This is a genomic window from Thermanaeromonas sp. C210 (assembly GCF_013167955.1).
GTDB lineage: Bacteria > Bacillota > DSM-521 > Neomoorellales > Neomoorellaceae > UBA12545.
Window position 1 is genome coordinate 666,634 of sequence record NZ_BLWF01000001.1, and the last position, 12,373, is coordinate 679,006.

Genomic DNA, 12,373 nt, shown 5'->3' on the forward strand with positions numbered 1-12,373 from the left:
CCCATAGCGAATTCTAGCTCTGAGAGTCTGGAACGGGAGGCTTCGGCATGGCAGCACCTCTTGTGGAGATGCGGGGCATCCGGAAAGTTTTTCCCGGCGTGGTGGCCAACGACGATGTGAACTTAACCGTACGCGCCGGGGAAATCCACGCCCTTTTAGGGGAAAACGGTGCCGGGAAGAGCACCTTAATGAGTATTCTGACCGGCCTCTACCGCCCGGATGCAGGAGAGATCTACATTGACGGGCGCAAGGTCAATTTCCGCTCGCCCCGTGACGCCATTGAGGCCGGAATCGGCATGGTGCACCAACATTTCCGGCTGGTATCTCCCTTCACCGTAACGGAGAACGTAGCCCTGGGCTTAAAAGGGGGGCTTAAGCTTAATCTAAACAGGCTGGCCGAGGAGATAGCGGAGGTATCCCGGAACTACGGCCTGCAGGTAGACCCCCAAGCCCGGATTTGGCAGCTTTCCGTGGGCGAACAGCAGCGGGTGGAGATTATTAAACTCTTGTACCGCCGCGCCCGGGTACTAATACTGGACGAACCGACGGCGGTCCTGACACCCCAAGAAGCAAGGGATCTTTACGGTACCCTTAAAAAAATGGCTGCCGAGGGCTGTGCTGTAATCTTCATCACCCATAAATTGCAGGAAGTCATGGAGGCGGCCGATACCATTACCATCCTGCGGGGCGGCCGGACGGTGGCCACGGTCAGAAAAGAGGATACTACCGAAAAAGAACTGGCCCGGATGATGGTGGGCCGCGATGTGAGCTGGCAGAGAGAAAGGCCAGAATCCTCCAAAGGGGAAATCGTTTTAGAAATCAAAGGGTTAAAAGCCCTCAACGATAAAGGCCTCCTGGCCTTGAAGGGTGTAGACTTATCCGTTGCGGCGGGTGAGATCTTAGGCATTGCCGGCGTGGCCGGCAACGGCCAGCGTGAATTGGTGGAAGTGATTGCCGGGCTGAGGCCCTGCCTGGAGGGCGCCGTTACCGTGGCCGGCAAGAACCTGGGACAGTGTGATCCCTGCCGCGTGATTCAAAGCGGCGTGGGCTTTGTTCCGGAGGACCGCCTGGGCATGGGCCTGGTCCCTAATTTGGGAGCCGTCGACAATCTCCTCCTGAAGGAATACCGCCACTCGCGGTGGGGTAGGGTGTTGCTCAACCGGAAAGCCGCCCGCCAGTGGGCGTCCCAGCTGGTGGAGCGTTTCGAAGTGAAAATGGCCGGGCTGGACGCCCCCGTCAAGTTGATGTCCGGCGGCAATTTGCAGCGCCTCCTGCTGGCGCGGGAGATCTCCGGCCGGCCGCGCTTGCTGCTGGCAGTCTATCCCAGCCGGGGTCTGGATATCGGGGCGACCGAAACGGTCCAGCGCCTCCTGCTGGAGCAGCGGGCGGCAGGTACGGCCATTCTATTGATTTCCGAGGACCTGGAAGAACTATTCCGCCTGGCCGACCGCATTGCCGTCATGTACGAGGGTGAGATTATGGGCGTAGTGCCCACTGCAGAGGCGAATATCGAGGATATAGGCTTGATGATGGCCGGAGCTAAAAGAATGGAGGTGAGTGCATGACCTGGATTACGTGGGAAAAGCGATTGCAACCGTCTCCGTGGATGGCCGTGGTAATTCCCATCCTTTCCGTCATCTTAGCCCTGGGACTGGGGGCAATTTTCCTGGCTGCGACGGGTTTTGATCCTTGGAAAGTTTACCAGAGCATGCTGAAGGGTGTGACAGGCTCCAGGTACGGTATTTCGGAAACCGTGGTAAAGGCTATACCCTTGATGCTGACCGGCCTCGGGGTCTCGGTCGCCTTCCGCATGCTCCTGTGGAACATCGGCGCCGAGGGGCAGTTCTATATGGGCGCTTTTGGCGCCACTTGGGTGGCCCTTACCTTTCCCCACTTGCCGCCACATATTATGTTACCGGCTATGTTTATCGTCGGTTGCTTATTAGGAGGCCTCTGGGCCGTGGTGGCGGCCATACCCCGGGCCAAGTGGGGGGTGAACGAGGTCATTACTACCCTAATGCTGAACTACGTAGCCATCCTCTGGGTGGACTACCTGGTTTACGGCCCCTGGAAGGATCCCCAAGGGTTCAATTTCCCCCTTACCGCTCCTTTTGCCCAAGCGGCCACCCTGGCTACCATACCGGGGACGCGGGTGCACCTTGGGTTGGTCTTCGCTTTGATAGCGGGGGTACTGTTGACCATCATCCTGTGGCGCACGCGGTGGGGATATGAAATACGGGTCATCGGCGAAAGTGTGAAGGCGGCCCGCTACGCGGGGATGAATATACAGAGGAACATTATCCTGGTAATGTTCTTGAGCGGAGCCCTGGCGGGCTTGGCCGGCATGAGCGAAGTATCCGGCGTTACCCACCGCCTCCAGCATGCCATCTCTCCGGGTTACGGTTACACGGCCATTATTATTGCCTGGCTGGCCAAACTTCACCCGGCTACCGTGATCCTGGTTTCCTTCCTGTTTGCGGGACTCATTGTAGGAGGTTACAGTGTACAAACTATGGGAGTGCCGGCGGCGACGGTGTCCATGCTGCAGGGCGCCATCCTATTCTTTGTGCTGGGCGGCGAGATTCTGACCCGCTATCGCCTGCACTTTCGCGGCAAGGAGGTAGCAGAATAAACTATGGAAAATTCTGTATGGGTGGCTGCTTTAGCGGCGGCCATTATCGCCGGGACCCCTATACTCTACGCCGCTGTGGGTGAAATTTTAGCCGAGCGGGCGGGGGTCTTAAATCTGGGGGTCGAAGGAATGATGCTGGTGGGGGCGGTAACCGGCTTCATGGTGGCCGTCCATACCGCCAACCCCTGGCTGGGCTTTGTAACCGCCATGCTGGCTTCTGGAGCGTCGGCTGCCATCTTCGCTTTTTTGACCGTTACCCTGCGTTCTAACCAGGTAGTGACCGGGTTGGCCCTGACTCTCTTCGGTACCGGGTTGAGCGGCTTCTTGGGCAAGCCCTATGTGGGAGTTGCCCTGCCGGTCAGCTTCAAGGCAGTGCCCATACCCGGTCTCTCCGAGATACCCATTTTGGGCCCGGTCCTTTTTCGCCACGATCCTCTGGTCTATATCACCTATGTTCTGATTCCCCTAATCTGGTATTACCTGTACCGAACCCGGCCCGGGCTGAACGTGAGGGCGGTAGGGGAGAATCCGGGGGCGGCAGATGCCCTGGGGGTTAACGTTTTCGCCTTGCGTTACCTCCACGTCATCCTGGGCGGCATGCTGGCCGGCGCCGGCGGCGCCTATCTTTCCCTGGCTTATGCGCCGAGCTGGCTGGAGAACATGACCGCCGGCAGGGGATGGATAGCCGTGGCCCTGGTTATATTTGCCGTCTGGGACCCCTTGCGGGCCCTCTTAGGTGCTTATCTCTTCGGGGGAGTAGACTCCCTGGCTTACACCCTGCAGGCGGCAACTACCATCTCCATCCCATCCTTTTTCTTAAAAATGCTGCCCTATATTCTTACCATCATTGTGTTGGTCATCGCCACCCGCCAGACCCTCGTGAAGCATATCGGGGCACCCGGAGCCCTGGCCATTCCTTACGACCGCGAAGAACGATAGCCTTTGGGGTGTTCACGGGGCCGCCTGCGGCATAGAATATTAGCGTAGAAATTATAGGCCGCAGGCCGGAGGGCGAGTGATGAAAGAGCCGCGGGTAAGGGTGTGGATCGACGCGAGGAAAGAGGGGTACCGGCCGGGAAGGCTGGAGGAACTGGTGTATACCATTCCCCATATCAGGGATCCCAGGGTTTGGGAGAAGGTGTACCAAACCCTGGGGGCCCTGGTGAAGGAAATAGAGGTACTGGTGCCGGATACAGGAAGGGTAAAGATAGTGTATGATCCGGCCCGCATATCGCCTTCTTTTATCGATTATCTCCTGCAGCAGAAGGGTATAGCCTTTTCCCGGCCGGGCCCGTGAGGGGGTTGGCTCCCGGGGGCGGGCTGTCCCCCATAGGCATCCCAGCGAAAGCTGGGATTTTTCGTTGGTGCCCCGGCGCCTTCCGTGCCTGCTTCCTTGGCCGCCGAGGAGTATAATTTATTAACAAGGATTACAAAAATATTTTAATAAGTAGCAGGAAAATTTAGGCTGGCGTTGAATACTTTGAGCATGAACCGGTGGAAAGCCTCCTTCAGAGCACCAGAACACGGGAAAGGAGGGGGTTGTAAAATGGACAAGACGGTTATTAACACCGACCGGGCACCGGCCGCCATAGGGCCGTATTCACAGGCCATAAAAGTGGGAAACCTTATTTTTACTTCGGGACAAATTCCCCTTGACCCGGCTACCGGGCAGATAGTGCCCGGGGGAGTGGCGGAGCAGGCGGAAAGGGTGTTAGAAAATCTTAAGGCCGTTTTGGCCGCAGCAGGGGCTGGCCTGGAGCAGGTAGTAAAGACGACGGTGTACATTAAGGATATGGAGGATTTCGGCGTCGTCAACGAGGTTTACGGCCGTTATTTCACTAAAGAACCGCCGGCCCGCTCCTGCGTAGAAGTGGCCCGGCTGCCTAAGGATGTCTTGGTGGAGATAGAGGCCATAGCGGTGGTTTAGGAAAATAGCTAGAACGGCCTTCCGCTCGCCCTACCTTAAACAGGGAGTTGCCCCTCATACCCGAGGCGCCGGCCCTCCGACGGTTCCGTTAATGTGGCGGGGGGCCGCGCCGGGGCTCTTGAACTGGTATCTTTCAATCGAGCAGGCCCACATCTTGTTCAACGGTGACCTTCAGGTGCGTTCCAAGTATTTTTTCTCTATCGAGGCAACGAGGGAATAACTGGTGTCCACCATGTTACCTACATACAACCCGCCTACTTGGGTTAGTAACTGATATGCTTCCGCCACGGTAAACCCGTAATCCTCGGCTAACCATTTTACCAGTTCTGCGTAGGCGATACGGGCGGCGTCTTCCATGGGACGGGCGCTGCCCACGGTCATAATTTTTTCGGGAGATTCGATCCTTGGCCATTCGCTATTTTTACCCTTTATAACTTCAAAGGTCAGGGTGGCCTTTCCGGTGATTTCCAGGGCCACGCCGCACAATTCTCCCTGCCCCTGGGCCGCATGGCAATCTCCCACGTAAAATAGGGCTCCGGGATTCGATACCGGCAGGTAAAGGGTATTGCCGGGCCTTACGTCCGGTACATCCATATTGCCGCCGAAGTATCCCGGAGTTAAAGCGGAAATAGCTTCGAGCTCAGGGGCCGTGGCGATGGTTCCCAAGAAAGGCTGGGCCGGGACTTTTACTCTAATTTCATCATTATAGAGAAACCGGCCATCATCTACCAAATGCCAAATCCACACCCTTTCTTCCAGGGGTTCCTGTAATGTTCTGGTTAGATTGGTCGAAGTCAGCCCGCCAAAGTATTTGATAAAGCAACTGACGGCGTAGTCCCTGGTAAATTCTATGCTGTGGATCTTGACGGCGAGAGTATCGCCCGGCTCGGCGCCTTCTATGTAAATCGGCCCGGTCTGGGGGTTTAAGAATTTTGCTGTGGCCAGCGCCTTGGCCGGCAAATCGTCTTTGGTTTTAATACGGCTTTCGAAGGCGTCATCAGTATAAACTATCACCTTATCCCCGGGTTTCACGGAGGCCGTAGGCTCTAGATAGGGGCTAAAAACATAGTTGTACCCTTTGGGCCTGACTTCTATTGTGGCCATTGGATGATACCTCCCTTTTCGAAAGGTGCAGGGTGGTAGACACAAGATCGATCTTCATGGCTCCTAATTCAAATTATTGTATAATTAAAGAGTACTATGGCTAACCAAGGTGGTCAAGATGAGGAAGATAAAATCCATCCTTTGTTGCAGGCCATAATTCCCCTTGCCCGAGGTATAGCGGCTACCTTTGGCCGGTACTGTGAAGTTGTTCTCCACGATCTCAAGAATCCTTCTAGCTCTCTTGTATTTAAGGCGGGTTCCGTTACCAACCGGGATATCGGAGCGCCGGTTACCAACCTGGTGCTGGAGGCCCTCCGGCAGCACGGGGACGGCGCCCGGGATTTAATCGGGTACCCAAGCCGTACGAAGGATGGGAAGATCCTCAAGTCTTCCACCATTTTTATCCGGGACCATAATGAAAGGATCATCGGATGCATGTGCATCAACTTTGACCTTACCCAGTTCCGGCTGGCCGGGAACATTTTACAGGAGTTCTGCCGGATGGAGGACCTGGCGGAAGCGGGCTTCGGCCGGACCCAGGAACAGTTCGCCCGTGATATAAACGAAGTAGTGGACTCTGTGGTAGAAAGCGTGTTGCAGGAAATGGGCAAGCCGGTTGCGGTAATGACCAAGGAGGACAAGGTAAAGGTGGTGGGCATCCTGGACGACAGGGGCATCTTCCTGGTCAAAGGTGCGGTGGATGTTGTGGCCCAGGTCCTAGCCGTATCCAAGTATACGATTTATAATTACCTGGAGGAAGTAAGGGCCCTAAAAGGGATGAAGCGAGGGGTATTGTAACTGTCAAAGAACAGGGGATACTGCCGTGCCCGGCCGGGTGGCCGGCAAATTCCGCGGCAGACGGTTCGGGAAGCGAGGATCCATAACCTGCGGTTAAAGGGGTTGAAGTTTTCTTGCGGATACTACACACTTCCGACTGGCACTTGGGCCGCACCCTGGAGGGGAGATCCCGCCTTGAGGAGCAGAGGGAATTCGTAGATGATTTGTGTGACTTGGTGGCGGCCGAGGGTATACACCTTATCGTTATAGCGGGAGATATTTTCGATGTCTATAACCCGCCGGCGGAAGCGGAAAACCTGTTTTTTGAAGCCCTGGAGCGCCTTTCCAGCGGGGGGAAAAGGGCGGTGGTGGCCATTGCCGGAAACCATGATAGCCCGGAGCGCCTGCGGGCTGCCAACCCCCTGGCGTTAACCCACGGCATTTCCCTTATCGGTTATCCTTTAGAGGAGCTTCCTACGGGACGGGGAAAGGGCGGAGCCGCAAGGGTGGCCTCCGGGCCCGGCTGGCTGGAGCTGGAGATTCCCGGGTGTGAAGAGCATGCGGTGGTGGGCTGCCTGGCATATCCATCAGAGGCGCGCCTAAACGAGGTGTTGAGCCGGGTACTGGAGGATAACCTGTTGCAGCAAGCCTATACGGAACGCATAAGGGCCATCCTCCAAGGCCTGGCGACCCGGTTCCGGCCCGACACGGTCAACCTGGTGGTAAGCCACCTTTACATGGCTGGCGGGAAGGAGGCCGAGTCCGAGCGTCCCATCCAGTTGGGGGGAGCCCTGGCGGTGGAAGCCCGGGCCTTGCCCTCTAATGCCCACTACGTGGCTCTAGGTCACCTTCACCGGCCTCAGGGAGTAGAAGGGGCGCCCGTACCCTGCCGTTATGCCGGGTCGCCCCTGGCCTACAGCTTTTCCGAAACAGACCAGCCCAAGGAAGTGGTCATCGTCGAAGCCCGGCCGGGCTCGAGGGCCTCTATTACCCGCGTTCCCCTGCGTTGCGGCCGGCCCTTAAAAACCTGGCGGGCTTGCAGCCTGGAAGAGTTTTGGACGTGGTGCGGGGACCGGGAGAACCTGCGCTGCTGGGTCGATTTAGAAATAAGGGCGACCGAGCCTTTGACGCCCCAGGAGGTGGCCGAGATCCGCCGAAGGCACCCGGGAGTAGTCAACATCCGTGTTCTCCTCCCGGAAGGGTTAGGGGGTATGCCCAGTTCCGGCCGGGCCGCCTTGCCTATAAGGGAACAGTTTCGCTTGTTTGCCGCCCGGCAGCTGGGATATGAGCCTCCCGGGGAGCTGGTGGACCTCTTCTTAGAACTCCTGGACATGGAGGGGGGTTCCGTACCGGAAGGGAGGATGGATTTGTGAAGCCCCTTAAACTGGTATTTTCCGGATTGCATAGCTACCGCCAGGAGCAGGAAATCGATTTCCGGGAACTGGCGGGTTACGGGCTCTTCGGGATTTTCGGGCCCACCGGGGCGGGCAAGTCTACTATTTTAGACGCCATTACCTTAGCTCTCTTCGGCAATGTGGAGCGCGCCGAAAGGGGGCGCCGCGGGATCCTTAACCAGCAGGAAAACCAGCTCCGGGTAGCCTTTACCTTCGAGTTAGGGGAACAGGTATATCGGGTGGAGCGCCAGTACGTCCGGGAACGCACCGATCCCTTTGCCGTGCGGGCGCGGAACGCGCGCCTGGTGCAGTTAAATCCCGATGGGACGGTCCGCGAGGTGTTGGCTTCTTCCCCCAGCGAGGTGGACGAACATATCGTTAAGATCCTCGGCCTGCGGAAAGAAGACTTCACCCGGGCGGTGGTTCTGCCCCAGGGAAAGTTCGATGAGTTCCTAAAATTGACGGGCGGAGAACGGGCCAGGATGCTGGAATACATCTTTTGCCTGGAACGCTACGGCGACGAGCTGGCGGAGAAGGCTAAAAGAGTCCTTGAGGACTGCGAACAACGGTTGAGCCAGATTGCGGCCGAAGAGGCGGCCATGGGGGATGCCTCAGTCGAAGCCCTGGCCAGGGCCAGAAGGGAGGTTGATGAACAGGAGGCAAAGGTGCAGGCAATGGAAAAGGAGGTGGAGGCCTGGCGGGCGCAGTGGCAGCAGATGGAGGAAGATCGCAGGCTCTACGAGAGGCTAGAGGAGGTGCGGGCCAGGCGGGCCGCCCTGGAGGAGCAGCTGCCGGCCGTAGAGGAACACCGCCGGGCCCTGGAGCTGGCGGCCAGGGCGGAGCCCCTCCGGCAGGACCTTGAGCGGGAGGAGAGGTTGGCGGAGGATCTGAAGAGTCTCCGGGAAACCCTGGTCCGGGCCAAGGCCTTGGAGCAGCAAGCCGAAGGGGCTTGGGCTACATGCCGCAGGCAGTTGGAAGAGGTGGAAAAGCGCCGGGAGAGGGAATGGCCCCGGTGGCAGGAAAGATTCGCGTTGGTTAAAGGCGCGGTGGAGCGGGAGGCGGAAAGGAGAATACTGTTAGAAGAGCTGCAAAAACAAGAGGTAAAGCTCAGGGAACTCAGCCGCCAGATCCGGCAGCTGAACCTGGAACTGGAAAAGAAACGGAGTTCCTTGAAGGCCCTGCAGGAGAGGCAAAAGGAGGTTGGGGCCTGCCTCCAGTCGCTGTCCGTAGATCCGGAGGAAAAGGAACGGTTGGCAGAGGCGGCCAAAGTTCTTACCCTGTTGGAGGATAGGGAGCGCCAGGCCTTAGGATGGGAGCAGAAGTATAGGGAGCAACAGCGGCGCTGGGAGGAGAAACAGCATATTTTGCTCCGTTTTCTCCAGCAGAGGTTGCCGGGCGTGGCCCTTGGTCCGGAAACGGACGTAGCGGGCGTCATAGAGGGTGCCGTCAGGGAAGTTGAGGAGAGGGCCAGCTCTTTGCGCCGCAGCTTAGAACAGGCCTGGCGGGTCCAGAAGGCGGCCTCCCTGGCCGCCGGCCTCCGAGCCGGCGAGCCTTGTCCCGTCTGCGGCTCCCGGGAGCACCCGTGCCCTGCCAAGGGAGAAGACCTGTCCCGGTCTTTGGAGGACTTGGCCCGGGAGCAGGAGGCGGCAGAAAAGGAACTGTGGGAGGCACGGAGGTGGCGTGACGAAGCCTTTAGGATTAAAAGTGAATGGGAGGCCCTGGGGCGGACCTTGGTGGAAGGTATAGCCCCGGAGAGGGAAAGGGTGCGGCAGGAGGTAGGGGAGCTTACGGCCCTCTTCCGGCAGGCTTCTGGAGGATTAGGGCGGGACGGGGTAAGGACGCGCCTGGAAGAAATAAGGGGGGCAGAGCAGAAGCTGTCGGCCTTGGGCGGAGAAATGAAGAAAATGGCGGAAGAGGCGGAGGAGCTGGAGGCCCGGATACGAGAGCTCGAAGGCCGGCTGCAAGGGCTGACCCTCAAAGAAAGCACCCTGAAAGGGGAAATCGCTACCAAACGGGCCCAAGAAGGGGAGCTGCGGAAGAAAATTGAGGCAGCCGCGGGCAATGAAGATCCCGCATCCCTCCTCAGGGCCATCGAGGAGCAAATGGGACAAATGGAGGCCGAGGTTACCCGCCTCCGCCGGCTGGAGAAGAAAGCCCAGGAGGAGCTCCACGAGGCCCAGAGAAAGGTGGCCGGCCTGGAAAGCAGGCTCAAAGCTTTGGAGGAGGAGGAAAAGGAGCTCAAGGGGAGTGTTGAGGGAAGGCTCGCCGCGGCCGGGTTCGCCGGCCGGGAAGAGGCCCGCACGGCCCTCATGGGAGAAGAGAGGCGCCGGGCCCTGTCGGCCGCGGTAGAGGATTTTCAGCGCCGGTTTTATGCGGCCGGAGAAGAGATAAAATACCTGGAGGGAGAGCTGGCCGGCCGCGAGTTTAACCCGGCCGAGTGGGAGAGAGCGAAAAGGCGACTGGAGGAAGGGGAAAGGGAATTGACCGCCGCTAGGAGCCGCTTCGCCGTTGGCCAGAACGAATTAGAGCGCCTGGAGAGGAACCACCGGCGGTGGCTTGAGTTGGAGAAAGAGAAGCAGCAGGTCGCGCACCGGCGGGAGCTGGCCGATCTTCTACGGCGCCTCCTCAGCGGGCGCAAACTAGTAGAGTTTCTGGCCGAGGAGCAGTTGCGGGACATGGTCCTGGAAGCATCGCGGCGCCTGGGAAGTCTCACCGGCCAGCGTTACGCCCTGGAGCTGGATGAGAGGGGCGACTTTATCCTCCGGGACGATTTCAATGGCGGCCAGCGCCGTCCGGTGTCCACCCTTTCCGGAGGAGAGACCTTTTTAACTTCCCTTTGCCTGGCCCTGGCCCTCTCCTCCCAGCTACAATTAAAGGGCCGATATCCCTTGGGGTTTTTCTTCTTGGACGAGGGTTTCGGCACTCTGGACGCCGCAAAGCTGGAGGTCGTAATGCAGGCCCTGGAAAGGCTGCGGCGGGGAGCATGCCTGGTGGGAGTCATAAGCCACGTCCGGGAGCTACAGGAGCGGATGCCGGTATACCTGGAAGTAGTTCCGGCCGGACCGGAAGGCAAGGGGAGCCGGGTTAGACTGGTCCACAACTGAAGTCCGGGTGTATTTACGTATAAAAGGCATGGTTGTGGGTTAAAAATATTAATGCACACTCACTTCTTCAAGACCTCCTTGAGCCACCGGGGCCTCAAAGCCTCAGCTTTGAGGCCCCGCCGCCTCTTGGTCTCACGAAAAGCTCTCCTGTCCTTAGGCGGGTCTACCTTCTATTTGTCTTCCCTTCATGGTACAATTCTAGCGGGATTACCGTCAAGCGGGTCTTGTAAAGACCCGGGGAGTAAGCTATCTCTCGAGTGGCCCTCTATTCGGGGGAAGGGATAATATGGCGACGAAAATTGACATCGTCGGCTTGGGCGACAGCCTCACTTACGGTTACCCTTACGGTCCGGAGGCTTCATGGCTACACCTGGTGGCCCAGAGAACGGGGCTGGTGGTGGAAAACCGCGGCGTCAACGGGGAAACGACAGGGGAAATGCTGGCGCGGTTCCACGAAGACGTCCTACGGCTGGAGCCGCGGGCGGTCATCATTATGGGAGGGACCAACGATGCCTGGGCCGGGGTAGAGGTCTCCCGGGTTCGGGAAAATGTCCGGGTCATGGTGGAGAAGGCGCGGGAAGGGGGCATCGCGCCGGTCATTGCCTTGCCCCCTCCCCTCTGCCGGGCAGATGCCGGTGTGCCCCTTTTATTCCTCACCGAAATGGCCTCCCTCCTGGAGAGCTATCGCGAGGCCTACCGGGAATTGACGGCTAAGGAAGGCCTGATGCTGCTGGATTTTTATACACCCCTCGTGGACCCGGCGACCGGGTGGGGACGGGGGGAATATTTTGTGGATGACGCCCACCCTAACCGGCGCGGCTACCAGGTCATGGCCGAGGCCGTCCTAGGAAAACTGCTGAATCTCCTGCAGGGCCTCTTCTAAAGTCTCCAGGGTTACCGGTCCGGGGTAATAATACCGAAGGATACCCTGGGCATCCAGGAAGAAGCTGGTCGGAAGGGAGCGCACCAGGTACATGCGGGCCACGTCGCCCTCGGTATCCAGCAGAATCGGAAAAGTATAACCGGTGGATGCCAGGAAGTTCCGGACATCGTCCAGGGTTTCCTCGGCGGCAGTTACGTTGATGATGGCCATGTGCACCTCTTCGCCGTGCCGGGAGAAAAATTGTTGAAAGTCGGGCATTTCCTGCAGGCAGAAGGGGCACCAGGTGGTCCAGAAGTTGATAAACACAGGCTTGCCCCTGAGCTCGGAAAGGGTGACCGTCCCGCCGTCTAAGGTCGGCAGGGTGAAGTCTGGGGCTGGCCTTTCTATCTGGATCGGGAGGGACCTCGTTGCCTCGTCGCGGCTGACCTCCTCCTGGCCTTGGGAAGCGGGTGCCTTCTCGGCCTGAGCGGAGCGCCAGTTGGAAATACCTCCGGCTATTAGGGCAACGGCTAAAAATACTCCTATAAACAGGCTGCGGTTCATCCTGTTTCC

The 12,373-nt window shown here is 58.5% G+C and carries 11 protein-coding genes; 9 read left to right on the forward strand and 2 right to left on the reverse strand.

Going from position 1 to position 12,373, the window contains the following annotated elements; all coding sequences use genetic code 11:
* Positions 1–47: 47 nt before the first annotated feature.
* The 5 genes from TAMC210_RS03175 to TAMC210_RS03195 all read left to right on the forward strand — a co-directional run bounded on the left by TAMC210_RS03175 (position 48) and on the right by TAMC210_RS03195 (position 4,559).
* On the forward strand, positions 48–1,565 hold the full coding sequence (locus TAMC210_RS03175) for an ABC transporter ATP-binding protein (protein WP_173297333.1): 1,518 nt from the start codon (positions 48–50) through the stop codon (positions 1,563–1,565).
* Positions 1,562–2,632, forward strand: coding sequence for an ABC transporter permease (locus tag TAMC210_RS03180; RefSeq protein ID WP_173297334.1), 1,071 nt, complete (start codon positions 1,562–1,564; stop codon positions 2,630–2,632). The genes TAMC210_RS03175 and TAMC210_RS03180 overlap by 4 nt, the downstream gene beginning before the upstream one ends.
* A gap of 3 nt (positions 2,633–2,635) precedes the next feature.
* The gene (locus tag TAMC210_RS03185) at positions 2,636–3,571 is read left to right on the forward strand and encodes an ABC transporter permease (RefSeq protein WP_173297335.1); all 936 of its coding nucleotides are present in this window, start codon (positions 2,636–2,638) and stop codon (positions 3,569–3,571) included.
* A 79-nt stretch (positions 3,572–3,650) separates the two neighbouring features.
* The gene (locus TAMC210_RS03190) at positions 3,651–3,929 is read left to right on the forward strand and encodes a hypothetical protein (protein WP_173297336.1); all 279 of its coding nucleotides are present in this window, start codon (positions 3,651–3,653) and stop codon (positions 3,927–3,929) included.
* 249 nt (positions 3,930–4,178) lie between these two features.
* Entirely contained in the window at positions 4,179–4,559 is a 381-nt protein-coding gene (locus TAMC210_RS03195; RefSeq protein ID WP_173297337.1) for a RidA family protein, read from the forward strand.
* 171 nt (positions 4,560–4,730) lie between these two features.
* On the opposite strand, the gene TAMC210_RS03200 is transcribed toward TAMC210_RS03195, so the two are convergent.
* On the reverse strand, positions 4,731–5,663 hold the full coding sequence (locus tag TAMC210_RS03200; RefSeq protein ID WP_173297338.1) for an acetamidase/formamidase family protein: 933 nt from the start codon (positions 5,661–5,663) through the stop codon (positions 4,731–4,733).
* A gap of 96 nt (positions 5,664–5,759) precedes the next feature.
* On the opposite strand from TAMC210_RS03200, the gene TAMC210_RS03205 reads away from it, so the two are divergent.
* The 4 genes from TAMC210_RS03205 to TAMC210_RS03220 all read left to right on the forward strand — a co-directional run bounded on the left by TAMC210_RS03205 (position 5,760) and on the right by TAMC210_RS03220 (position 11,821).
* On the forward strand, positions 5,760–6,461 hold the full coding sequence (locus TAMC210_RS03205; protein ID WP_173297339.1) for a helix-turn-helix transcriptional regulator: 702 nt from the start codon (positions 5,760–5,762) through the stop codon (positions 6,459–6,461).
* A gap of 113 nt (positions 6,462–6,574) precedes the next feature.
* A complete protein-coding gene (locus tag TAMC210_RS03210) occupies positions 6,575–7,813 on the forward strand; it encodes a metallophosphoesterase family protein (RefSeq protein WP_173297340.1) in 1,239 nt (412 codons plus the stop codon).
* Positions 7,810–10,938, forward strand: coding sequence for an AAA family ATPase (locus TAMC210_RS03215; protein ID WP_173297341.1), 3,129 nt, complete (start codon positions 7,810–7,812; stop codon positions 10,936–10,938). Before TAMC210_RS03210 ends, TAMC210_RS03215 begins: the two co-directional genes overlap by 4 nt.
* 286 nt (positions 10,939–11,224) lie before the next feature.
* Entirely contained in the window at positions 11,225–11,821 is a 597-nt protein-coding gene (locus tag TAMC210_RS03220; protein ID WP_173297342.1) for an SGNH/GDSL hydrolase family protein, read from the forward strand.
* On the opposite strand, the gene TAMC210_RS03225 is transcribed toward TAMC210_RS03220, so the two are convergent.
* A complete protein-coding gene (locus TAMC210_RS03225; protein ID WP_173297343.1) occupies positions 11,783–12,364 on the reverse strand; it encodes a TlpA family protein disulfide reductase in 582 nt (193 codons plus the stop codon). The two genes, TAMC210_RS03220 and TAMC210_RS03225, sit on opposite strands and share 39 nt — an antisense overlap.
* Positions 12,365–12,373 lie beyond the last annotated feature (9 nt).

Bases quoted from the DNA above. Each gene is read 5' to 3' on its own strand.
- TAMC210_RS03175 (WP_173297333.1), top strand. From the start codon at position 48: ATGGCAGCACCTCTTGTGGAGATGCGGGGCATCCGGAAAGTTTTTCCC.
- TAMC210_RS03180 (WP_173297334.1), top strand. From the start codon at position 1,562: ATGACCTGGATTACGTGGGAAAAGCGATTGCAACCGTCTCCGTGGATG.
- TAMC210_RS03185 (WP_173297335.1), top strand. From the start codon at position 2,636: ATGGAAAATTCTGTATGGGTGGCTGCTTTAGCGGCGGCCATTATCGCC.
- TAMC210_RS03190 (WP_173297336.1), top strand. From the start codon at position 3,651: ATGAAAGAGCCGCGGGTAAGGGTGTGGATCGACGCGAGGAAAGAGGGG.
- TAMC210_RS03195 (WP_173297337.1), top strand. From the start codon at position 4,179: ATGGACAAGACGGTTATTAACACCGACCGGGCACCGGCCGCCATAGGG.
- TAMC210_RS03200 (WP_173297338.1), bottom strand. From the start codon at position 5,663: ATGGCCACAATAGAAGTCAGGCCCAAAGGGTACAACTATGTTTTTAGC.
- TAMC210_RS03205 (WP_173297339.1), top strand. From the start codon at position 5,760: ATGGCTAACCAAGGTGGTCAAGATGAGGAAGATAAAATCCATCCTTTG.
- TAMC210_RS03220 (WP_173297342.1), top strand. From the start codon at position 11,225: ATGGCGACGAAAATTGACATCGTCGGCTTGGGCGACAGCCTCACTTAC.
- TAMC210_RS03225 (WP_173297343.1), bottom strand. From the start codon at position 12,364: ATGAACCGCAGCCTGTTTATAGGAGTATTTTTAGCCGTTGCCCTAATA.